Below are 22,686 nucleotides of genomic sequence, written 5' to 3'. Positions count from 1 at the left end.
CCCGCGGGACGGCTTGCGCGGCGCTCAGAGGCGCGTGGCGGCGAGGGTGGGGCAGGAGGTGGGGCGGTGCGCGACCGGCGGCAGGCCGGGGCAATGCGAGGGCGCGGCAGCCGTCTCCTGCCGGGCGGCTTCGGTGCCGGCGCGAACCTGGCGCGTGGTGTGGTCGCTCAGCGTGGTCTTCATCCGCTCCAGCAGGGTGCCCAGCGCAGCACGCTCTTGCGGACTGAACGCTGCCACCGACACGCTGTGCAGCGCGCTGAGGGCCTGCGCGGTGCGCTGCAGCCGGTTGGCTGCGCTTGCTGCAATGCGGGGCGCCTGGGTGCCGGCGTATTCGATCCAGCCGTCGCGCTGCAGTTCATCCAGCATCTTCTCGGAACGAGCGGCATCGATCGGCATCGGGCCCGTCAAGGGCGAGCCGCGCACGAACGCATCCTGGCGGATGGCCCGCAGCAGCAGCCACTGGGCGTAGTTCAGGCCAGAGGCGCACAGCGTCTGTTCCAACGCACCCTGCCAGGCGGTTACGGCATCAACCAGGGCAAGGACAACCGGCTCGCTGGGTTCGAGGGGTCTTGGCTGCATGAATGGCGTCTCCTGTTTTGGTTTGCCGCCACTGCGATGCGCTGGCATCCGTCGTGCGGGTACCAGGGGCCGGAGCATGGCCGGCCCGGGCGGCACGGACGCCGCAGCCTCTCTGGCGGGGCACGGTCGACCGATGGGCCAGACACTACCAGAATCTTTTGCCGGAATTGTGACAGGTCGGGAATGCCCTGTGGCACCACAGGAACATAGTATCCCGCACGACCCCTGGCATGGCTTTGACTATGAATAAAGCGACTGGAAGCCATGACTTTAAATCACAGTCAGAATATATGCGGCTGGCTACACTGCCTGCCGGAGACCCCGCCAACGAGCCTTCAGGCCAGCAGGGGCGCGCGGCGCGGGCACGGGCCCGGCCGCCAGACCGGAGATAAGGATGTACAAGGAACGCATTCGCCTGGCCAGGCTGCACGACAAGGTAGTCTCGGCCGACGAAGCCGCCGCGCTGATCCGCGATGGCATGACGGTTGGGATGAGCGGTTTCACGCGCGCGGGCGACTGCAAGGAAGTCCCGTTTGCGCTGGCGCGGCGCGCGGCCACCGAGCCGCTGCGCATCACCCTGATGACCGGCGCGTCGCTGGGCAATGACATCGATCGGGTATTGGCCGAGGCGGACGTGATTGCGCGCCGCCTGCCGTTCCAGTCCGACGCGACGCTGCGCCGCAAGATCAACGCAGGCGAAGTGATGTTCATCGACCAGCACCTGTCCGAGACCGTGGAGCAACTGCGCTCCGGCCAGATCGCACCGGTGGACGTTGCCGTGGTGGAAGCGGTGGCGATTACCGAGCAGGGCGGCATCATCCCCAGCACCTCGGTCGGCAACTCGGCCAGCTTCGCCATGCTGGCGCGCAAGGTGATCGTCGAGATCAACCTGAACATGCCGCTGGAGCTGGAAGGGCTGCACGACATCTACTTCCCGGTGCAGCGCCCGTACCGCCAGCCGATCCCGCTGATTGCGCCCGAGCAGCGCATTGGCCTGCCGTATATCCCCATCGATCCCGAGAAGATCGCGGCCATCGTCATCACCGCCAAGGACGATAGCCCGTCCAACGCGCTGCCGCCGGATGCCGATACCCGCAATATCGCCGGCCATCTCAACGATTTCCTGCTGCGCGAAGTCCGCGCCGGCAGGCTCTCGCCCTCGCTGCAGCCGCTGCAGGCGGGCATTGGCACCATTGCCAACGCGGTGTTGCACGGCATGGTCGATTCACCGTTCCGTGACCTGCAGATGTATTCCGAGGTGCTGCAGGACAGCACCATCGAACTTCTGGATGCGGGGCGGCTGGCGTTTGCCTCGGCCTCTTCGGTGACGCTGACGCGCGAGGTGTACCAGCGCTTCCTGTCGAACCTGGACCGCTATCGCTCGCGCCTGCTGCTGCGTCCGCAGGAGATCAGCAACCATCCTGAGATCCTGCGCCGGCTCGGGCTGATTACCATCAACACGGCGCTGGAGTGCGACATCTACGGCAACGTCAACTCCACGCATGTGGGGGGCACGCACATGATGAACGGCATCGGTGGCTCCGGCGATTTTGCGCGCAATGCGCACCTGTCGGTATTCGTGACCAAGTCGGTGGCCAAGGGCGGCGATATCTCGAGCATCGTGCCGATGGTGGCGCACGTGGACCATACCGAGCACGACGTCGACATCATCGTCACCGAGCACGGCCTGGCCGACCTGCGCGGCCTGGCGCCGCGCGAACGCGCGCGCACGGTCATCGACAACTGTGCCGACCCGCAATACCGCGAGCTGCTGGGCGACTACTTCCGGCGCGCCAGCACCCATGGCGGCCAGACCCCGCACCTGCTGGAAGAGGCGCTGTCCTGGCATGTCGGCTTCCGCGACCGCGGCACCATGCTGCCCGCGCAGCCGGCCCAGGCGATGGCTGCCTGAGCGCCGCCTCCGCCAAAAAGCAAAACAGCCCGCGCAAGCGGGCTGTTTGCCTTGGTGCCGCCGGTTGGAGGCGGGGCAGGCTTACTGCGCCTTGCCGCCCTGGCTGGCAGGCGCCTTGGCGCCGTCGGTGTACGGATCAGCCTTGCCGGCCTTGGCGCCGTCGGTGTACGGATCGAACTTGCCGGACTTGGCGCCATCCGTGTTCGGGTCGAACTTCTTGCCCGAGTTGGTCAGGTCCGACTTGGTCGATTGCTTGGCGCCATCGGTGTACGGGTCGAACTTGCCGGATTTGGCGGGGTTCTGGTTCGGGCTGGCCTTCTTGGTGTGGCTGCCACCGTAGAGATCGCCGCCTTCGGTGTAGTTCTTCTGCGCATAGACCTGCGTCGCGCCCAGCGCGGCCAGTGCTGCAACGATCAGGGTCGAAACGGTCTTCTTCAGCATCTTGCTTATCCTCGCGATTGACGGTCGCGCAGCGCCTGCGCGAATCCGGTTTTGGGGCCGAGCTTGGCCGGTGACGGCCGGGCACATGTGGCGGAACACCCGGTTAATGTACCGAGTCAGCGCTTGTCCGCAAAGTGAAAGTTTCTTCTACAAGTATTGAATACCGATGGCGTTGCCTGCGTACTGCGCCGGATCAAATGCAACGATCCTGGGACAGATGTGGGTGACTGATGGCACATTTTCAACCGGCAGCCATAAAAAAACCGGCTGCCAGGTGGCAGCCGGTCATGACCCCTCGCGGGACGGTTTCGCCGTGCGGTTATTCCAGTGTGATGTTCTGGTCGCGTGCGATCTTCTTGCGCAGGTCCAGCTCGCGCTTGATCTGGGCGGCGTACTGCGCCGGGGTGTTGCCGTCGGTGTAGGCACCGCTGTCGGCCAGGCGGCGCTTGACGTTGGGGTCCTGCAGCGCCTTGACCGCGGCATCATGCACGCGCGTGATGATTGCCGTGGGCGTGCCGGCCGGGGCCACCAGTCCGTACCAGGCCATGTTGTTCATGTCCTTCATGCCGGCTTCGGCAAAGGTCGGCACGTCTGGCAGGCCCTCGACCCGCTTGGGCGCCGCCACTGCCAGCGCGCGCAGCTTGCCGGCCTGGATATGCGGCATCGACGACGGCAGGTTGTCGAACTGCGCGTTGACCTGGCCGGCCAGCGTGTCGTTCAGCGCAGGGCCCGATCCGCGGTAGGGGATATGGACCATGTCGGTCTTGGTAATGTCCTTGAACAGCTCGCCGTCCAGGTGCGAGATGCTGCCCTTGCCGGCCGAGGCGTAGCTGTACTTGCCGGGGCTGGCCTGCAGCATCGCGACGAACTCCTTCAGGGTCTTGGCCGGCACCTTCGGGTTGACCGTCAGTACGTTCGGCACGTTGACGAGGTTGGTGATCGGCGCGAAGTCCTTGAGCGGGTCGTACGGGTTCTTGGGGTTGGTGGCGGGGTTGGTCGCCATCGTGCTGACGGTGGCGATGCCCAGCGTGTAGCCGTCCGGGGCGGACTTGGCGAGCGCGTCGGCGCCGATAGCGCCGCCACCGCCGCCGCGGTTTTCCACCACCACCGGCTGGCCCAGCTCGCGGCCGAGGCCGTCGGAGACCGCGCGCGCAACGATGTCGGTGGTGCCGCCGGCCGCGAACGGAACGATCAGGCGGATCGGCTTGTTGGGGTAGGACTGGGCCTGGGCCAGGCCGTGGGCCAGGCCAAGGGCCGCGATGCAGGCGGCTGCGCCGGCGTTGATAACTGCTTTCAAGGAGTGCCTCCGTTCTTCTTTCACTGATTCGCCAGGCGGGCTGCAGGCGTTTCTTCGGACCCAGACCTTTCGTCTGCGCCCCGCGCTGTCACGGATCCCCGCGCTGGCATGACCGGGCCGTGCCGGGATGCGGCGACGGCCGGCACCTTGCGATAGTTCCGCGATACGGAACTATGTTCCACAATGTGCGCGGATGCGATTCAACCGGGAAAGCGGGCGCAGGGGAATTGGTGAGAACCCGCGTATCAAGAAACCGGCAGCGATGCCGACCGCGCGCGCAAAGCAGCGCGGCGGAAATGAAAAAAGCCGGAAGCAAGGCTTCCGGCTTTTCCTGAATTCGCTGGTGGGGCGTGAGTGACTCGAACACTCGACCTACGGATTAAGAGTCCGCTGCTCTACCAACTGAGCTAACGCCCCAACGAAGAAAAAGATTGTAGCAAGGTATCGGATAAGACGCAATAGCCTTCGCGCAATTTTTGCGAGCCAGGCTGCACTGGCCGCTACAATGCCAGGCCACCGTGCTTATCCCGCCGCGCGGTGGTTCCGATCCACCAGCTTGCCCAGCCCATGCACGCCAGAGTCCTGCGCTATCTCGACGAGGTCGTCCGCCGCGGTTCGATCCGCAAGGCGGCCGAGCAACTGCATGTGGCGCCGACCGCGGTCAACCGCCAGATCCTGGACCTGGAGGCGGAACTGGGCGCGCCGCTGTTCGAGCGCATCAACAAGCGGCTGCGGCTGACGCCGCTGGGCGAGATGGTGCTGGCCCACGTGCGCCAGACGCTGCGCGAGCATGATGCGCTGCGCGAGCGCATCGAGGACTTCAAGGGTGCGCGCCGCGGCGAGGTCACCGTGGCGGTCACGGCCGGCCTGGCGGGCTCGCTGATGCCATCGCTGGTGCATGACTTCCGCCAGCGCTACCCGGGCATTGTGGTGCGCGTGGCCGACCTGCCGGTGGCCGACATCATCGCGGCGGTGGAGCAGGGCGACGCCGACCTGGGCCTTGGCTATGACCTGCCTGAGCTGCCCGCCTTCCGCGCGCTGGCCACCAGCGACTGGCAGATCGGCGCGGTGGTGCCGCCGGGCCATGCGCTGGCGGCCCGGCAATCGGCGCTGCTGAGCGAATGCGTCGGCTATCCGCTGATCCTGCCGGCGCCCTCGCTGTCGATCCGCGCCATCCTTGACGCGGCCTTTGCCCGCAATGCGATCGAGGTCTCGCCGGTGGCGGAGTCCACCTCGACCGCGCTGATCCGGCAACTGGTGATGCTGGGCACCGGCATCGCGCTGCTGAACCCGCTCGATGTGATGGAAGAGCGCGCCCGCCAGGCGCTGGTCTACGTGCCACTGCGCGACCGCCACCTGCAGGGCCAGACGCTGACGCTGGTGGCGCGCGCTCGCGGCCCGCTCAGCGCCGCGGCCGAGTTGATGGCCGAGCGCATCGGCGACGCGCTGGCGGTGTTGTTCGCGCAGGCGCGCTGAGCAACAGGGTGTCTCGGGTGTCCACTTTTTGTGGACAGGATGATCGGAATTCTGCGCTTGGGGGATGGCACCTCGCCACCGTAGACTGGCGGCCATCCCGTCCCCCAATTCGTTTTGCAGAAGGAATTCCGCCATGACCCTGATTGCCCTGAACGCCGACGTGCTGGTCACCATGGATGCGCAGCGCCGCGAGATCCGCGATGGCGCCCTGGTTGCCGAAGGCCCCGCCGTGCACTGGGTCGGTCCCACCTCGGAACTGCCGCCGCAGTACCGGCGCATGGTCGACGACGGCAGCGCGCAGGTGCTCGACATGCGCGGCCGCGTGGTCACGCCCGGCTTGGTCAACACCCACCACCACATGTACCAGAGCCTGACGCGTGCGGTGCCAGCGGCGCAGGACGCCGAGCTGTTCTCGTGGCTGACCAACCTGTACCTGCTGTGGTCGCACCTGACGCCGGAAATGATCGCGGTGTCGACCAAGACTGCGATGGCCGAGCTGATGCTGTCCGGGTGCACCACCTCCAGCGACCACCTCTACCTGTTCCCGAACGGCTCGCGCCTGGATGACTCGATTGCCGCGGCGCAGGAGATGGGCATGCGCTTCCACGCCGCGCGCGGCTCGATGAGCGTGGGCCGCAGCAAGGGCGGCTTGCCGCCGGACGTGGTGGTGGAAGAGGAGGCCGCCATCCTGCGCGACAGCCAGCGGCTGGTGGAGCAGTACCACGACAGTGCGCGCCACGCGATGCTGCGCGTGGTGCTGGCACCGTGCTCGCCGTTTTCGGTGTCGCGCGACCTGATGCGCGAATCGGCCAATATGGCGCGGCACTATGGCGTGTCGCTGCACACGCACCTGGCCGAGAACGACAACGACATTGCCTACTCGCGTGAGAAATTCGGCCTGACGCCGGCCCAGTATGCCGAGGACCTGGGCTGGGTCGGCCGCGATGTGTGGCATGCGCACTGCGTCAAGCTGGACGACGAGGGCGTCGCACTGTTTGCCCGCACCGGGACCGGCGTGGCGCATTGCCCGTGCTCGAACATGCGGCTGGCGTCCGGCATTGCACCGGTGCGGGCCATGCGCGATGCCGGCGTGCCGGTGGGCCTGGGCGTGGACGGCAGCGCGTCGAACGACGGCGCGCATATGCTGGGCGAGGCGCGCCAGGCCATGCTGCTGCAGCGCGTTGGCTACGGGCCGGCCGCCATGAGCGCGCGCGAGGCACTGGAGATTGCCACGCTGGGTGGTGCGCGCGTGCTCAACCGCGACGATATCGGCGCGCTGGCGCCGGGCATGTCGGCGGATTTTGTCGCCTTCGACATGTCGCAGGTCGGCTTTGCCGGCGCCGGCCATGACCCGGTGGCGGCGCTGGTGTTCTGCACGCCGGCCAATGTCGCGGCGAGCGTGATCAACGGCAGGGAAGTGGTGCGCGACGGTGCACTGCTGACGGCCGACCTGCCCAACGTGCTGCTGCGCCATCGCGCGCTGGCACGTACGCTGTTCGAGCGGGCCAGCCAGGGCGCCTGATGCACGGACTGCTGTGGCGTGGGCATGTGCCTGCGCCGCAGCGGATAAGCCAATCAAGCAAGCGCACAAAGCAAAAGGCCGGAAGCATTGCTGCTTCCGGCCTTTCTGTATTCGGTGGTGGGGCGTGAGTGACTCGAACACTCGACCTACGGATTAAGAGTCCGCTGCTCTACCAACTGAGCTAACGCCCCAACGAAGAACGAGATTTTAGCATGATTTCCGGCGCTGTCAAATGTTTGATGCACTTGCCGGAACAACCCCCGTCGTTGTGACCGGGAGGCGCACATACGCGCGGATGGAACTCGAAGGCGGCCGTGATGGTCTTCGCAATGAGCGCATTCGCATGGGCTCTCTCCATACGATTTTGCCGGAGCCATGTTAGGATGTTTCTCCACTTGCATATGGAGGGCTGCACCGATGGAAATCAAATTCCAAGAGCAAGAGCGCTACGACATCAATAATGAAGGCTTGTTGTTCCAGGCACTTGTCAATGGCGAGAAGGTGACTTGCGTGGTGACACGCGAAGCACTGTGGGAAGGCTTCAGTGCCGACCAGGTACTGTCGCTGGAAGAGGCATTCCGTGCCGGCCGCGAAACCATCGAACGCGCCGCCGTGGTGCTGATCGAGCAGGGCGCGCCCCAGCCAATCGTCGTCAAGCGCGCCCACGTGGCGCCGATCTGATGCGGATGGATGCCCCGGCCAGGCCCCGGCATGCCGCGGGCGCCCATCTGTTATCAGGTTCCCAGACGTAGGGCCGTCCGGCCTTGCGTGCCAAGCCGGCAACGCCGGCACAGGCAGATTCCCGGTTTTCCCGTTTCAGTTTCCTGGTTTTTCCTGCAGCGTACTGTTGCTGAACGCTGGTGCGCGGCCGCCGCTCATGCCGGCGTGCCGGCGCTTCAGTTCATTGTGCTGCCGGGGCTGCGGCGCCAGGCCGTGACGCGCACTCTTCAAAGATCCGCACGGTGCATTGCGCGCAGATGTCCGGCGAGAGCTCGCCGACGATCGTGTGCAGCGCCTGCCGCTTGGTCGGGAAGATATGGTCGGCCCCGAGCTTGTCGGTAAAGCCGGTCTGCGCCCAGGTCTGCAGCACCTGCGTGCGCGGGCGGTGGAAGTACAGGTCGCCGCCCAGCGCGCGCCGTTCGGCGAGCTCGTTTTCCCACATCTCGGCACCGGCCAGGTCGATGAAGTTCATGCTCTTGGTCATCGCCAGCAGGTGCGTCTGGCCGGCGTTGACCGTGCGCAGCCAGTGCAGGCGATCCGTCACGTACTGCACCGCGCCAAAATAGATCGCGCCTTCCATGCGCAGCAGCTTCAGTTGCGGGCATTCCGGCTGCGGGCGGCGCAGCTCGTCCAGCGGCGTGAAGCGCCGGCCGGGATCGTCGGCATCGGGCACCAGGCTGCGCACGGCCGGCCGCGAGGTGCGGTACAGGTAGGCCACCAGCGACAGCACGGTGCCGAGCAGCACCGCCATCTCCAGCCGGATCACCAGCGTGGCGGCGAAGGTGCCGATGGCAATGGCGAACTCCGTGCGGCTGAGCGTGAAGATGCGGCGCAGCCGCGCGGTGTCGAGCAGGCCCCACGCCACCAGCAGCAGCATCGCGGCGATCGCCGCCATCGGGATCTGTGCCAGCAGCGGGGCGCTGACGGCCACCAGCGCCACCAGCCACAGCGCCGAGAACACGCTGGCCAGCGGCGTGCGCGCGCCGGCTTCGAAGTTGGGCACCGAGCGGTTGAGCGAGCCGCACGAGATATAGCCGGAGAAGAAGCCGCCCGCGATATTGGACAGGCCCTGGCCGATGAACTCGCGGTTGGCGTCGATATGCTGGCCCGAGCGCAGCGCCACCGCCTTGGCGATCGAGATCGACTGGCCCAGCGCGACGATGGTCAGCGCCGAGGCGATGCCCAGCAGGTCTGGCAGCTTGCGCCAGTCGACATCGGGAAGGTGGAAGCGCGGCAGCGCCGACGGGATCGGCCCGACCACGTTGACATGGTGGGCGCCGCCCGCGCCGGACTGGTTCAGCAGCAGCGCCACGCCGTAGCCGGCCAGCAGCCCCAGCAGCATGAACGGCAGCCGCCGCCACAGCCGCTTGCACAGCAGCGTCACCACCAGCGTGACCGCGCCTACGGTGGCCGCGCCCCAGTTGATGGCGTCGATGTTCTCGAACAGGTGGCGCAGCACGCCGAATGCACTGGTGCCGGTCGGCACCGCCAGCCCGAACAGGTCCTTGAGCGCATACAGGCCGATCAGCGTCGCGGCGCCGCAGGTGAAACCGAGCAGCACCGACGGCGAAATAAAGTTGGCCAGCGTGCCCAGCCGCAACGTGCCCACGGCGAGCTGCATCACGCCCACCACGATGGTGACCGCCAGCGCCAGCCCGATATAGGCCGGGCTGCCGGCAAACGCAAGCGGGCTCAGCATCGCGAACAATGCCAGCGAATTGGCGTTGGTCGGCCCCGACATCACGTGCCAGCTCGAACCGAACAGCGCCGCCACGATGCACGGCACCACCGCGCTGTAGATGCCGTATTGCGGCGGCAGGCCGGCCAGCGTGGCGAAGGCCACGCCCTGCGGCAGCACCAGCACGGCGCCGAGCAGGCCGGCCACCAGGTCGGCGCGCAGCGTGGTCTTGTCGACGCGCTGGCTCCATGGGAACAGGCGCGGCAGGAGTGATCCGGGATGGGACGCGGGCATCGGCAATGAAGGGGCAGGCTCAGCCGGCCTCGCCGCCGCGCCCAGGCGGTGGCGAGGCAACGGATTCGGGCGGGGTGGATTCGGGCAGGTTCGGCCGCGGCGCCAGGCCGGCCAGCATCGCGTCGAGCGCACGGTAGACCTCGGTCAGACGCTCGGGGCCGAGCCGCTGCGCCAGCTCCTGGTAGCGTGCATCGACCAGCGGCTCCATTTGCACGATGATGGCGCGCGCCGACGGCGTCAGGCTGACCAGCTGGCGGCGCTGGTCGGTGGCAGAGCGGGTCCGTTCGACCAGCCCGGCGTCTTCCATGCCGCACAGCATGCGGGTCAGGCTGGGGCTCAGGATCAGGCAGGCTTCGGCCAGCTGGTTAGGCTCCATCGGCTCGCGCTCGTTGAGCGTGCGCATCACGCGCCATTGCTGCTCGGTGATGCCGAACTGCCGCAGGATCGGGCGAAAGCCGGCCAGCAATGTCTCGCGCGCTTGCAGCAGCAGGTGAGGAAGGTTGCGGTGGCGGAACATGGCCTGGCGGGTGTGGCTCATGCCCGCAGTGTAGCGGGCGCGGCGCCGCGCGGCGAGCGGGGCTTGTGCGGACTTGCCTGAACCCGCGCGCGGCGCCAGCGGCGCGTTCAGCTGCAACTGAGCGTGGCGACCACCGGCGTGTGGTCAGATGGCTGCTCCCACGTGCGCGGCACGCGGTCGATCACGCAGGCGCTGCAGCCGCTGGTCAATGCCGGCGACAGCAGGATGTGGTCGATGCGCAGGCCCGCATTGCGGCGGAACGCCATCATGCGGTAGTCCCACCACGAGAAGGCCTTCTCCGGCTGCTCGAACTGGCGGAACGCATCCGCCAGGCCGAGCTCCACCAGCGCGGCAAAGGCGGCGCGCTCCTGCGGCGAGACCAGGTTCTGGCCTTCCCATTTCTTGGGGTCGTGCACGTCGCGGTCTTCCGGCGCGATATTGAAGTCGCCCAGCAGCGCCAGCTTCGGGTAGCGCTTCATTTCTTCGCGCAGCCAGGCCGTCATTGCATCCAGCCACTTGAGCTTGTAGACGAACTTGTCCGAGTCCGGCGCCTGCCCGTTGGGAAAGTAGGCGCAGACCAGCCGCAGGTCGCCGTATGTGGCAGCGATCACGCGCTGCTGCGCGTCCTCGAAGCCGGGGATGTTGCGCACCACGTCGGCGGGGCCGGGCATGCTGGCGTCGCGGGCGAGGATGGCCACGCCGTTGTACGTCTTCTGCCCGGTGTAGATGCTGTGGAAGCCCGCGTTCTCCAGTTCGGCGAGCGGGTACTTGTCGTCCGGCAGCTTCAGTTCCTGCAGGCACAGCGCGTCGATCGGCGCGCCGGCCTGGTCCTGCTCGGCCAGCCATTGCAGCACCTGCGGCAGGCGCACCTTGAGCGAGTTGACGTTCCAGCTGGCAATGCGAAGCGGGCCGCTGGCGGGCAGGGCGGCCGCGCTCATGCTGCCATCCCGCCGTGGCGCAGCAGCGCGTCGATCTGCGGCGCGCGGCCGCGGAACGCGACAAACGAGTCCATCGCCGGACGGCTGCCGCCGACCGACAGGATCTCGCGCTGGTAGCGCGCACCGGTCTCGCTGTCGAGCACGCTGCCCGACAGCTGCGCGGCTTCCTCGAACGCCGCGTACACGTCGGCCGACAGCACCTCGGCCCACTTGTAGCTGTAGTAGCCCGCCGCATAGCCGCCGGCGAAGATATGGCTGAAGGTGTTCGGCCAGCGCGACAGCGGATGCTGCGGCACCACGTGCACGCGGTCGTTGATCTGGCGCGACAGGTCCAGCACCGAGGTGGCGCCGGCCGGGTCGAAGTCGGTATGCAGGTGCATATCGAACGACGAGAACACGATCTGGCGCAGCGTCATCATGCCGTTCTGGAAGTTCTTGGCGGCCAGCATGCGATCGAACAGGGCGCGCGGCAGCGGCTCGCCGGTCTCGACATGCTGCGTCATGCCGGTCAGCACTTCGTACTCCCAGCAGAAGTTCTCCATGAACTGCGACGGCAGCTCCACCGCATCCCATTCCACGCCGTTGATGCCCGACACGCCGAGCTCGCCCACCTGCGTCAGCATGTGGTGCAGGCCATGGCCGAACTCATGGAACAGGGTGATCACCTCATCGTGCGTGAACAGCGCGGGCTTGCCGCCCACCGGCGCCGAGAAGTTGCAGGTCAGGTAGGCCACCGGCGTCTGCACGCCGCCTTGCTCCAGCACCTTGCGGCCGCGCGCGTCGTCCATCCAGGCGCCGCCGCGCTTGCCTTCGCGCGCGTACAGGTCGATGTAGAACTGGGCCAGCAGCGTGCCGTCGGCGGTGGTGACGCGGAAGAAGCGCGCGTCCTTGTGCCAGGTCTGCGCCTGCTCAGGCTCGATGCGCACCGAGAACAGCTTCTGCACCACGCCGAACAGGCCCTCGAGTACCTTCGCTTCCGGGAAGTACTGCTTGACCTCTTGCTCGGAGAACGCATAGCGCTGCTGGCGCAGCTTCTCCGAGGCATAGGCGACGTCCCACGGCGCCAGTTCAGGCAGCCCCAGCTCTGCCGCGGCAAAGGCCTTCATTTCGGCCCAGTCCTTCTCGGCGTAGGGGCGCGCCTTGACGGCGAGCTCGTCGAGGAACTTCAGCACCTCGGCCGGCGATTCGGCCATCTTCGGCACCAGCGAGACTTCGCCGTAGCACTGGTAGCCCAGCATCTGCGCCTCTTCGCGGCGCAGGGCCAGCTGCTCGCGCATATTGGCGGTGTTGTCCCAGTCGGCCTGGCCCTGGCCATGCTGCGGGCCCAGTTCCGAGGCGCGCGTGACATTGGCTTCATACAGGGTCTGGCGCAGCGCGCGGTCGTCCGCGTACTGCAGCACCGGGAAGTAGGACGGGAAGTGCAGCGTGAATTTCCAGCCGGCCTTGCCATCCTTCTCGGCGGCATGGCGGGCGGCTTCCCTGGCGTCGTCGGGCAGGCCGGACAGGCGGGCCTCGTCCTCGACATGCAGCGCGTAGGCGTTGGTGGCATCCAGCACGTGGTCGGAGAAGGCCTTGGACAGCTGGGCCTGCTGCTCCTGGATCTCGGCGAAGCGCGGCTTCTTGTCTTCAGGCAGTTCGGCACCGCCCAGGCGGAAGCCGCGCAGTTCGTTTTCGATCAGCTGGTGGCGCGCCGCGCTCATGCCTGCGAACTCCGGGCTGGCAGCCAGCGCCTTGTACTTGTCATACAGCGCCAGGCTCTGGCCGAGCGAGGACCAGAACTCGGTCATGCGCGGCAGGTTCTCGGCGTGAGCCTTGCGCAGTTCGGGCGTATCGGCCACGGCGCTCAGGTGGCTGACCACGCCCCAGGCGCGGCCCAGCGGCTCGGTGGCCGCTTCCAGCGCCTGCACGGCGTTGCCCCAGTCGGCGGGCGTGGCCGGATCTTCAGCGCGGGCGACGGCCTGCTGTGCGCTTTCCAGCAGCACGTCCAGCGCCGGGCTGATGTGCTCGGGCCGGATCTCGGCAAAGCGGGGCAGGTCGGAAAAGTCCAGCAGAGGATTGGTAGCGTTGGCGGCTTGGTCCATGGAGTGTTCTCGGTTGGCTGGCCTCGATCGGGCAATCATCCCGCAGATGGGGCCGGGGCGCCGGATTTTCCAGGGCCCCGGGTGGCGTATCGTACGCGCGGCCTCAGCCGGCGGCGCGCTCGGCGGCTTCCAGTGTATTGACCAGCAGCATGGTGATGGTCATCGGGCCGACGCCGCCCGGCACCGGCGTGATGTAGCCGGCGACTTCACGCACGCCGGCAAAGTCGACGTCGCCGCACAGCTTGCCGTTGTCGTCGCGGTTCATGCCCACGTCGATCACCACCGCGCCCGGTTTGACCATGTCGGCGGTGATCAGGTCGCGTTTGCCGACCGCGGCCACCACCACATCCGCGTCGCGGGTGTGGGCGCCGATGTCGCGCGTCTTGCTGTTGCAGATGGTGACGGTGGCGCCGGCCTGCAGCAGCAGCATCGCCATCGGCTTGCCGACGATATTGGAGGCGCCCACCACCACGGCGCGGGCGCCACGCAGCGGGAACTGGACCGATTCCAGCATCTTCATGCAGCCGTAGGGCGTGCACGGGCGGAACAGCGGGGCACCGGTCATCAGCGCGCCGGCATTGGCCACATGGAAGCCGTCGACATCCTTTTCCGGGGCGATGGCTTCAAGCACCTTGTGGCTGTCGATATGCTTGGGCAGGGGCAGCTGCACCAGGATGCCGTGGATGTTCGGGTCCTGGTTCAGGGCGTCGATGCGGGCCAGTAGTTCCGCCTCCGACAGGTCGGCCGGGTAGCGGTCGAGCGAGGAATGAAAGCCGTTGTCCTGGCAGGCCTTGACCTTGTTGCGGACGTAGACCTGGCTGGCCGGGTCCTCGCCGACCAGGATCACGGCCAGGCCGGGCCGGTGGCCACGCTCGGTCAGGCGGGCGGCGCGCAGGGCGGCTTCGGAGCGGATTTGTTTGGCAAGGGCATTGCCGTCGATCAGTTGGGCAGGCATGGAGGCAGGGCGGGTTTGTGGCCGGGAGGTGGAGGTGCCGCCGCGCGCCGGAGCGCGGGTTGGGCTAAAGGCGGAATTATAAAGGTTGCGTGGGGCTTGCCGCACGGAGCTTGAGCGGGTGCAAGGCCGGGCGGGGGCAGCGCTGGTAGCATCGGCCGCATGCACACCGCGCTTCCATCCCTGCTGTCCCATCCCTTGCTGCTGTTGCTGTCCCTGGCGGGGCTGCTGTGGGCGCTGACGCGCCGGCCCTGGCAGCTGCTGCGGCGCAATGCGCTGCAGAACGCCTGGCTGGGTGCGATGGTGCTGGTGGCGCTGCTGTGGACGTTGCGCGCCACGCTGGTCGGCGGGCTGGTGATCCAGTTGCTCGGCGCCACGCTGATGGTGACGCTGTTCGGGCTGCCGCTGGCGCTGCTGTCGCTGTTCGTGGTCGACGTGGTGTCGCTGTTCGGGCTCGAATACCTGGCCGGGCATGGCTGGGCCCAGTTCGACTGGCCCTCGCTGTGGGTGCGCTACGTCTGGCTGGCGCTGCTGCCGGCGCTGATCTCCGCGGCGTTGCAGGCGATGATGCGGCGCCTGCTGCCGCGGCATCCGTTCGTCTTTATCCTCGGACACGGCTATTTCACGGCCGGGCTGGCCGCGCTGGGCGCCAGCGCGGCCGAGGCCGGCTGGCGCCACCTGACGGCACCGGGCCTGCCATGGAGCGTTGCCGATACCCTGACGGCAGCCGTCATCCTGGCCTTCGGCGAGGCCTTCCTGACCGGCATGCTGGTGGCGATTTTTGTGGTCTATCGGCCACAGTGGGTCGTCACGTTCCGGGACGAGGAATACCTGGACCGATGACGGGGCTGACGGGATGCAGGGGCGGCGCCGGACGGCGCGCGGAGAGGGCAGCCGGTGCGGCCGCGGGCCGCGCCGGGTCAGGCAGAGGCAGGCGCCAGCCGCTCAGCTGTTGCGCGACAGCGCCAGGCGCAGCAGGTCGGCGACGGTGTTGACGTTGAGCTTTTCCATGATGTTGGCGCGGTGCGCCTCCACGGTCTTGATGGAAATGCCCAGGTCATCGGCGATCTGCTTGTTCAGGCGGCCGGCAACGATGCGCTCGAGCACCTGCTGCTCGCGCGTGGTCAGCTTGCCCAGCAGGTCCTTGGCGGCGCGCTGCTCGCGTGCGGCGGAATGGTCGGTGCGGGCCTTGGTCAGCATGCGCTCGACCAGTGCGCGCAGCTCGGATTCATCGAAGGGCTTTTCGATGAAGTCGATGGCGCCGCGCTTCATCGTCGATACCGCCATCGGCACGTCGCCGTGGCCGGTGATAAAGACGATGGGAATGTCGATCTGCTCGGCCAGCATGCGCTCCTGCAGTTCCGGGCCGCTCATGCCGGGCATGCGCACGTCAAGGATCAGGCACGACACCTGGCTGGCATCGTAGGCGGCGAGGAACTGCTCGGCGCTGGTGAAGCTGCGCACCTGATAGCCATTGCCCTCCAGCAGCCAGGTCAGCGAGTCGCGCATGGCTTCATCGTCGTCGACGATGAACACGGTCTCGCCGCGGTGGGGCGTGGGGTTTGGCGTTGCGGTCATGTAGTCTCCTCGGGACAACAATTCATTGCTGCGAAGTGTAACCGGCAGCGGCCCTCTGTGGCGAGACAGGCCCCCCACATCCGTGGGGGAAACGGGGCGGGCCGGCTTTTTCTGGAATCCTTGGGCATGCCCGGGCGCGAAGGCCCCGGCAACAGGGCCTGTGCTTCGGCTTAATGCTCGGCCAGCGCCGATTGCAGCGGCAGCATGATTTTAAATGTACAGCCGATGCCGTCGGCATTGTTCTCCACCCACAGGCGGCCCTGGTGCGACTCGATGATCGAGCGGCAGATGTTCAGCCCCATGCCCATGCCGTCGGACTTGGTGCTGAAGAAGGGCTCGAACAGGCGCTCCTTGGTGGCTTCGTCCACGCCCGGGCCCTGGTCGATCACGTCGATATGGACGTTGTCGCCGATCTCGCCCGGCTCCACCCGCGCGTGCAGGCGCACCACGCCGCCGGCGTGCAGGGCGGGCAGGCCGGCCATGGCCTCGACCGCGTTCTTGAGCAGGTTCACCAGCACCTGCTCGATCAGCACCGGGTCGACATAGACCGTCAGCGGCGGGGTCGGCAGGCGGGTCAGGATGGTGACGCGGCGGCGCGTGGCCTCCAGGTCGGCCAGGCCTACCGCGTCGGCGACGATGTCGTGCAGCGCGGCCTCGCGCCGCTGCGGCTGGCTGCGCTTCACGAAGCCGCGGATGCGGCTGATGATGGTGCCGGCGCGCACCGCCTGGGCCGAGGTCTTCTCCAGCACCGGGATCAGGTCCTCCGGCGTGCTGCGGCCCGAGTGCAGCCGCGCCACCGCGCCCATGCAGTAGTTGTTGATGGCCGCCAGCGGCTGGTTCAGCTCATGCGCCAGCGACGAGGCCATCTCGCCCATGGTGGTCAGGCGGCTGGTGAACTGCAGGCGCTCTTCATGCTGGCGCGCCATTTCCTCGGCGGCCTTGCGCACGGTGATGTCGGTGGCGATCTGCATCTGCGCCAGGTGGCCGTCGACCCACTGGATATAGCGGCGGCGCACTTCGAACCATTTCTGCATGTCCGGCACGAACACTTCGCGCGCATCCGATGCGTACGGCATCAGCTCGGACGCCGGCAGGCCGGCATAGGCGTCGACATAGTCGGTGTTGTCGCTGGAGACCTGGTCCTTGTCGAGGTCGTCGCCGGCCAGCTTCAGGTGGCCCTCGGCCTCCCAGCCGAACAGCTGGCGGTAATAGCGGTTGGCAAAGAGCAGCTCCGCCTTGTCGGTGGCCAGCACCGACACCGCGGCGTCCAGGCTTTCCAGCACCGTGGTGAAGCGGTCATGCGCGGCGGCCAGTTCCTCGCGCGCGCGCTTGGGCTCGGTGATGTCCGTCATCGAGCTCATCCAGCCGGTATGGCGGCCGCGGCTGTCCACCAGCGGCGACACGTACATGCGCGCATAGAAGCTGCTGCCGTCGCGGCGCATCACGCGCATCTCGTAGCCGCCGGCGGGCGACTTGCCCTGCAGGGTCAGGTCGATCTGCTTCTGCATTTCCTGCTGGTCGTTGGGCGGCCAGTAGGGGAAGGGCGGCAGGCGCCCGACCAGGTCGTTCTCCTGCCAGCCGGTCATGCGGCAGAAGGCCGGGTTGACATAGGTGATGCGGCCGTTCAGGTCGAGCGCGCGCAGGCCGATCAGCATCGAGTTTTCCATCGCGCGCCGGAACGAGGTCTCGGCCAGCAGCGCGCGCTGCGCCTCGGAGCGGCGGCTGGTGTGGCGCCACATGCTCCACAGGCTCCACAGCAGGAAGCACGACAGCCCCACCACCAGCCACAGCAGCATGTTGTTGGGCAGGTTCGACGCCGGCGGGTAGGCATCGGCGCGCAGCGACAGCGAGTGGCCCGGCGGATCCAGCAGCACCTCGTACGACAGCGCGTTGCCCGGCACCGGCCGCAATGAGGTGCTGGCGCGGGTCTGGTTGTTCTTGTCGATCAGCGAGAAGCGGTAGCGCTCGGTCAGCTCGGGCGGCAGCAGGTGCGTCAGGATGCCGTTGATCGAGTACAGCGCGCCAAGCGTGCCGAGAAACTCGTTGTCGCGCACGATCGGCACTTCCATCAGCATGAAGCTGTCGCCGCGCTCGTTGACCAGCGGGCGCGAATAGACCACGCGCTGGGTCTCGCGCGCGGCGTCGAAGGTGTCGAGCACTTCCGGTTCGAGCGGCTGGTCCTGGTTCTCGCGCAGGCGGCTGGCGAATTCCGAGGTCGATGGCAGCGACCAGCGGCCGCGCTTGGTGGCATCGAGCCAGTTGATGAAGACGATCTCGGGGTTTTCGCGCAGGATTTCCTGCGCCGCGGTGCGGTAGGCGCCTTGCTCAAGCTGCGCGGCGGCGATGTCGCGCGCCAGCGAGGCCAGCTGGTCCTGGTTGCTCAGCAGCGACAGGCGCACGCGCTGCTGTGCCCAGGCCGCGTCGCGGTACAGGGCGTCGCGCTGCTGCTGGCGCTCGGTCTCGTGCAGGGACCACAGGATCACGCCCATGGCCACCGTGAACAGTACGATGGCAACCAGCGGGATGAACATGAACCAGCTGGTGGCCACCAGGTTGCGCCAGCGCAGCCACCACAGCCCGCGCGGTGCGGCCACGGGGGCGCCGTCGTCGGGGCCCAGCGGCTCGATCGGCCCCAGTCCGGCAGCCGGCGAAGGGGCGTGCGCGGGATCGCCTCCGGCCGCCTTGGCTGACCCCGACGCGTCGGGAGGAAGCATGGCTGCACGCAGGCTGGAAAGGAGTCGGTTGAAAAACGGCATGGGAGGGATTGACGGCTGACCGACCAGTGTACCGAGATTATTGCGGTGCGTCGCTTGGGGAAAGCGCCAATGAAAACATTGCTGCTGCGGCCGGGGCGGGCAGGCTTATGGCGCATGGCGGGCCAGCCGGGCAGTGATTCTTGGTGCGCTGCCGCATAATTCCACATTATAAAAAACGATACCGCAATTTGAAAATTTCACTTGTGCTGGACTTTGGGCTTCCATAGAATCGGTTCGACCCAAGAATGCGGGCGGCAGCCATGCGCCTGCCGCGCGGAGAAACCGGAACAGGTTTCCCGGCGGCGGCCCCGATGCAAGGCGGCATGGCGCCGGATCCGCAAGTCGGTGCGAGTCATACGTAAAGTCGTGTCCGGGCGCTGCCAGCGCGGGCGCGGATGCAAAGAATTCACCCAGGAGACAGTCATGTCCGCCGTACCAGAGCAGATTCTCGGCGCCTCGAGCGCCAACGACGCCGATCCCCAGGAAACCCATGAATGGCTCGACGCCCTGCAGGGCGTCCTGGCCGCCGAAGGTCCGGCGCGCGCCGCTTTCCTGATCGACAAGCAGATCGAATACGCACGCGTGAACGGCGTCACCCAGCCGTTCCACGCCGAGACGCAGTACATCAACACGATTCCGGTCGAGCAGCAGGCCCGCATCCCCGGCGACCAGGACATCGAGCACCGGATCCGCTCGTACACCCGCTGGAACGCCATGGCGATGGTGCTGCGCGCCAACAAGCACACCAACGTCGGCGGCCACATCTCGTCGTTCGCCTCGGCGGCCACGCTGTATGACGTCGGCTACAACCACTTCTGGCGCGCCCCGTCGGAAGCCAGCGGCGGCGACCTGGTGTTCGTGCAGGGCCACTCGGCTCCGGGCGTGTATTCGCGCGCCTTCCTGCTCGGCCGCCTGACCCAGGACCAGCTCGACAACTTCCGCCAGGAAGTGGACGGCAAGGGCATCTCGTCCTACCCGCACCCGTGGCTGATGCCGGACTTCTGGCAGTTCCCGACGGTGTCGATGGGCCTGGGCCCGATCATGGCCATCTACCAGGCCCGCTTCATGAAGTACCTGGACAGCCGCGGCCTGGCCAAGGCCGGCGACCGCAAGGTCTGGGCCTTTCTGGGCGACGGCGAGACCGACGAGCCCGAATCGCTGGGCGCGATCGGCATGGCCGGCCGCGAGAAGCTCGACAACCTGGTCTTCGTCATCAACTGCAACCTGCAGCGCCTGGACGGCCCGGTGCGCGGCAACGGCAAGATCATCCAGGAACTGGAATCCGAATTCCGCGGTGCCGGCTGGAACGTGATCAAGGTGGTGTGGGGCAGCAAGTGGGATTCGCTGCTGGCGCGCGACACCAAGGGCCTGCTGATGAAGCGCATGATGGAATGCGTCGACGGCGAGTACCAGACCATGAAGGCCAAGGACGGCGCCTACGTCCGCGAGCACTTCTTCAACACGCCTGAGCTGAAGGCGATGGTGGCCGACTGGTCCGACGACGACATCTGGCGCCTGAACCGCGGCGGCCACGATCCGCACAAGATCTACGCCGCCTACAAGTCCGCCAGCGAGCACAAGGGCCAGCCCACGCTGATCCTGGCCAAGACCATCAAGGGCTATGGCATGGGCGACGCCGGCCAGGCCATGAACGTGGCCCACCAGCAGAAGAAGATGCCGGTGGACGCGATCCGCAAGTTCCGCGACCAGTTCAACCTCCCCGTTGCCGACGACCAGCTCGAAGAGGTGCCGTACATCACCTTCCCGGAAGGTTCGAAGGAACTGGAATACATGCGCCAGGCGCGGCAGAACCTGGGCGGCTACCTGCCGGCCCGCCGCCAGAAGGCCGAAGCCCTGCCGGTCCCGCAGTTGTCCGCGTTCGACGCGCTGCTCAAGGCCACCGGCGAAGGCCGCGAAGTGTCCACCACCATGGCCTTCGTGCGGATCCTGAACACGCTGCTGAAAGACAAGCAGATCGGCAAGCACGTGGTGCCCATCGTGCCGGACGAGTCGCGCACCTTCGGCATGGAAGGCCTGTTCCGCCAGGTCGGCATCTGGAACCAGGAAGGCCAGAAGTACGTGCCGGAAGACCATGACCAGCTGATGTTCTACAAGGAATCGCAGACTGGCCAGGTGCTGCAGGAAGGCATCAACGAAGCCGGCGCCATGTGCGACTGGATCGCGGCCGCCACCTCGTACTCGACGCACGGCGTGCAGATGATCCCGTTCTACATCTACTACTCGATGTTCGGCATCCAGCGTATCGGCGACCTGTGCTGGGCCGCTGCCGACATGCGCTCGCGCGGCTTCCTGCTGGGCGGCACCGCCGGCCGCACCACGCTGAACGGCGAAGGCCTGCAGCATGAAGACGGCCACTCGCACGTGTTCCACGCCGCGATCCCGAACTGCATCTCGTACGACCCGACCTTCCAGTACGAGCTGGCGGTGGTCATGCAGGACGGCCTGCGCCGCATGTACGCCGAGCAGGAAGACGTCTACTACTACCTGACGGTGATGAACGAGAACTACGAGCATCCGGAAATGCCGGCTGGCGTGGAGCAGGACATCGTCAAGGGCATGTACCAGTTCCGCAAGGGCGTCGAGAACAGCAACGCGCCGCGCGTGCAGCTGCTGGGCTCGGGCACGATCTTCCGCGAGGTGATCGCCGCTGCTGACCTGCTCAAGAAGGACTGGGGCGTGGAGTCGGACCTGTGGGGCTGCCCGAGCTTCACCGAACTGGCCCGCGAAGGCCACGACGTCGAGCGCTTCAACCTGCTGCACCCGACCGAGACCCCGCGCGAATCGCACGTGGCCAAGAGCCTGAAGTCGGCCCGCGGCCCGGTGATCGCCTCCACCGACTACGTGCGTGCGTTTGCCGAGCAGATCCGTCCGTTCGTGCCGCGCCGCTACGTGGTGCTGGGCACCGACGGTTTCGGCCGCTCGGACACGCGCGAGAAGCTGCGCCACTTCTTTGAAGTGGACCGCTACTGGGTCACGCTGGCCGCGCTCAAGGCGCTGGCCGACGAGGGTGCGATCGGCCGCGACAAGGTTGCCGAGGCCATCAAGAAGTACAACCTCGACCCGAACAAGCCCAACCCGATGTCGGTCTGATCCGGCAGCCTGCACCAACCCCCGCAGTACGGCAACGCCGTGCCGCGGGCGCCCCGGCCAGATGCCGGACGGCGCCTTGCGGCATGGCGGCGTGACAGAAGCGGGCGGCGAAGGTAATCTCGCCGCTTGCGGATGTCGCGCGTGCCGGCCTGCCCAGGAGACACTGAATGAGTCAAGCGATTGAAATCAAGGTGCCGGATATCGGCGACTATGACGCCGTTCCCGTCATCGAAGTGCATGTGAAACCCGGCGACAGCATCAACGCGGAAGACGCGCTGGTGACGCTGGAATCGGACAAGGCCACCATGGACGTGCCCTCGCCGCAGGCCGGCGTGGTCAAGGACGTCCGCATCAAGGTGGGCGACAACGTGTCCGAAGGCTCGGTGCTGGTGATGCTGGAGGCGGCCAACGAGCCCGCCGCCACCGCACCTGCCCCTGCTGCCGCAGCACCGGCGCCGGCCGCCGCAGCCCCCGCACCGGCTCCTGCCCCCGCAGCAGCCCCAGCCGCGGCCCCGGCCGCTGGCGGTGGCGGCACCATCGAGGTCAAGGTGCCCGATATCGGCGACTACGACGCCGTGCCGGTCATCGAAGTCCACGTCAAGGCGGGCGACACCATTAACGCCGAAGACGCCGTGGTGACGCTGGAGTCCGACAAGGCCACCATGGACGTGCCGTCGCCGCAAGGCGGCGTGGTCAAGGAAGTCAAGGTCAAGGTCGGTGACAACGTCGCCGAAGGCACGCTGCTGCTGATCCTGGAAGGCGCCGCCGCAGCCGCCGCCCCGGCAGCTGCCGCCGCGGCACCGGCTCCGGCTGCCAGCGCGCCCGCACCGGCAC

At 67.2% G+C, this 22,686-nt stretch carries 17 protein-coding genes and 2 tRNA genes; 7 read left to right on the top strand and 12 right to left on the bottom strand.

The window, feature by feature from the left end:
- Nucleotides 1–24 precede the first annotated feature (24 nt).
- Entirely contained in the window at nt 25–579 is a 555-nt protein-coding gene (locus AC3WLF_RS26600) for a MarR family transcriptional regulator (RefSeq protein WP_492320497.1), read from the bottom strand.
- Nucleotides 580–973: 394 nt separating this feature from the next.
- On the opposite strand from AC3WLF_RS26600, the gene scpC reads away from it, so the two are divergent.
- Complete coding sequence (gene scpC, locus AC3WLF_RS26595) at nt 974–2,491, top strand: succinyl-CoA:acetate CoA-transferase ScpC (protein ID WP_492320498.1); 1,518 nt, start codon at nt 974–976, stop codon at nt 2,489–2,491.
- 81 nt (nt 2,492–2,572) lie between these two features.
- On the opposite strand, the gene AC3WLF_RS26590 is transcribed toward scpC, so the two are convergent.
- The 3 genes from AC3WLF_RS26590 to AC3WLF_RS26580 form a co-directional block, all read right to left on the bottom strand.
- On the bottom strand, nt 2,573–2,932 hold the full coding sequence (locus tag AC3WLF_RS26590; protein ID WP_479941575.1) for a hypothetical protein: 360 nt from the start codon (nt 2,930–2,932) through the stop codon (nt 2,573–2,575).
- Between the two features lie 319 nt (nt 2,933–3,251).
- On the bottom strand, nt 3,252–4,229 hold the full coding sequence (locus AC3WLF_RS26585) for a tripartite tricarboxylate transporter substrate binding protein BugE (protein ID WP_492320499.1): 978 nt from the start codon (nt 4,227–4,229) through the stop codon (nt 3,252–3,254).
- 341 nt (nt 4,230–4,570) lie between these two features.
- Nucleotides 4,571–4,646, bottom strand: a tRNA-Lys gene (locus tag AC3WLF_RS26580).
- Between the two features lie 150 nt (nt 4,647–4,796).
- Between AC3WLF_RS26580 and AC3WLF_RS26575 the strand changes: the two genes are divergently transcribed.
- Both AC3WLF_RS26575 and AC3WLF_RS26570 read left to right on the top strand, forming a co-directional pair.
- Nucleotides 4,797–5,705, top strand: coding sequence for a LysR family transcriptional regulator (locus tag AC3WLF_RS26575; protein ID WP_492320500.1), 909 nt, complete (start codon nt 4,797–4,799; stop codon nt 5,703–5,705).
- A gap of 133 nt (nt 5,706–5,838) precedes the next feature.
- Nucleotides 5,839–7,227, top strand: coding sequence for an 8-oxoguanine deaminase (locus AC3WLF_RS26570; RefSeq protein WP_492320501.1), 1,389 nt, complete (start codon nt 5,839–5,841; stop codon nt 7,225–7,227).
- 115 nt (nt 7,228–7,342) lie between these two features.
- Here the strand turns inward: AC3WLF_RS26570 and AC3WLF_RS26565 are convergent.
- Nucleotides 7,343–7,418: transfer RNA gene (locus tag AC3WLF_RS26565), tRNA-Lys, on the bottom strand.
- 226 nt (nt 7,419–7,644) lie between these two features.
- Between AC3WLF_RS26565 and AC3WLF_RS26560 the strand changes: the two genes are divergently transcribed.
- Nucleotides 7,645–7,908 (top strand): DUF1488 family protein, encoded by a 264-nt coding sequence (locus AC3WLF_RS26560; RefSeq protein WP_010813081.1) that lies wholly within the window; start codon nt 7,645–7,647, stop codon nt 7,906–7,908.
- A gap of 220 nt (nt 7,909–8,128) precedes the next feature.
- On the opposite strand, the gene AC3WLF_RS26555 is transcribed toward AC3WLF_RS26560, so the two are convergent.
- The 5 genes from AC3WLF_RS26555 to folD form a co-directional block, all read right to left on the bottom strand.
- Nucleotides 8,129–9,919 (bottom strand): SulP family inorganic anion transporter, encoded by a 1,791-nt coding sequence (locus AC3WLF_RS26555; RefSeq protein ID WP_492357003.1) that lies wholly within the window; start codon nt 9,917–9,919, stop codon nt 8,129–8,131.
- A gap of 19 nt (nt 9,920–9,938) precedes the next feature.
- On the bottom strand, nt 9,939–10,457 hold the full coding sequence (gene hpaR / locus AC3WLF_RS26550) for a homoprotocatechuate degradation operon regulator HpaR (protein WP_492359050.1): 519 nt from the start codon (nt 10,455–10,457) through the stop codon (nt 9,939–9,941).
- Nucleotides 10,458–10,543: 86 nt separating this feature from the next.
- The gene (gene xth / locus AC3WLF_RS26545) at nt 10,544–11,374 is read right to left on the bottom strand and encodes an exodeoxyribonuclease III (protein ID WP_492320503.1); all 831 of its coding nucleotides are present in this window, start codon (nt 11,372–11,374) and stop codon (nt 10,544–10,546) included.
- Nucleotides 11,371–13,455 carry a M3 family metallopeptidase gene (locus AC3WLF_RS26540; protein WP_492320504.1) on the bottom strand — a complete coding sequence of 695 codons (2,085 nt, stop codon included), beginning with the start codon at nt 13,453–13,455 and terminating at the stop codon, nt 11,371–11,373. The genes xth and AC3WLF_RS26540 overlap by 4 nt, the downstream gene beginning before the upstream one ends.
- A 103-nt stretch (nt 13,456–13,558) precedes the next feature.
- Nucleotides 13,559–14,410, bottom strand: coding sequence for a bifunctional methylenetetrahydrofolate dehydrogenase/methenyltetrahydrofolate cyclohydrolase FolD (gene folD / locus AC3WLF_RS26535; protein ID WP_492351661.1), 852 nt, complete (start codon nt 14,408–14,410; stop codon nt 13,559–13,561).
- A 159-nt stretch (nt 14,411–14,569) separates the two neighbouring features.
- Here folD and AC3WLF_RS26530 point away from each other — a divergent pair, with 159 nt between their 5' ends.
- The gene (locus tag AC3WLF_RS26530; protein ID WP_492320506.1) at nt 14,570–15,250 is read left to right on the top strand and encodes a hypothetical protein; all 681 of its coding nucleotides are present in this window, start codon (nt 14,570–14,572) and stop codon (nt 15,248–15,250) included.
- A gap of 102 nt (nt 15,251–15,352) precedes the next feature.
- Here the strand turns inward: AC3WLF_RS26530 and AC3WLF_RS26525 are convergent, their stop codons facing one another.
- Both AC3WLF_RS26525 and AC3WLF_RS26520 read right to left on the bottom strand, forming a co-directional pair.
- Nucleotides 15,353–15,985 carry a response regulator transcription factor gene (locus AC3WLF_RS26525; protein ID WP_010813074.1) on the bottom strand — a complete coding sequence of 211 codons (633 nt, stop codon included), beginning with the start codon at nt 15,983–15,985 and terminating at the stop codon, nt 15,353–15,355.
- Between the two features lie 170 nt (nt 15,986–16,155).
- Nucleotides 16,156–18,741, bottom strand: coding sequence for a PAS domain S-box protein (locus AC3WLF_RS26520; RefSeq protein WP_492351659.1), 2,586 nt, complete (start codon nt 18,739–18,741; stop codon nt 16,156–16,158).
- 423 nt (nt 18,742–19,164) lie between these two features.
- Here AC3WLF_RS26520 and aceE point away from each other — a divergent pair, with 423 nt between their 5' ends.
- Together aceE and AC3WLF_RS26510 are read left to right on the top strand one after the other, a co-directional pair.
- The gene (aceE, locus tag AC3WLF_RS26515) at nt 19,165–21,852 is read left to right on the top strand and encodes a pyruvate dehydrogenase (acetyl-transferring), homodimeric type (RefSeq protein ID WP_492351658.1); all 2,688 of its coding nucleotides are present in this window, start codon (nt 19,165–19,167) and stop codon (nt 21,850–21,852) included.
- 167 nt (nt 21,853–22,019) lie between these two features.
- On the top strand, nt 22,020–22,686 hold a 667-nt coding region (locus tag AC3WLF_RS26510; protein ID WP_492359049.1), incomplete at its 3' end, for a biotin/lipoyl-containing protein.

The organism is Cupriavidus sp. FW306-01-F10A, assembly GCF_058782785.1.
This window is presented reverse-complemented; position numbering and strand designations above follow the sequence as displayed.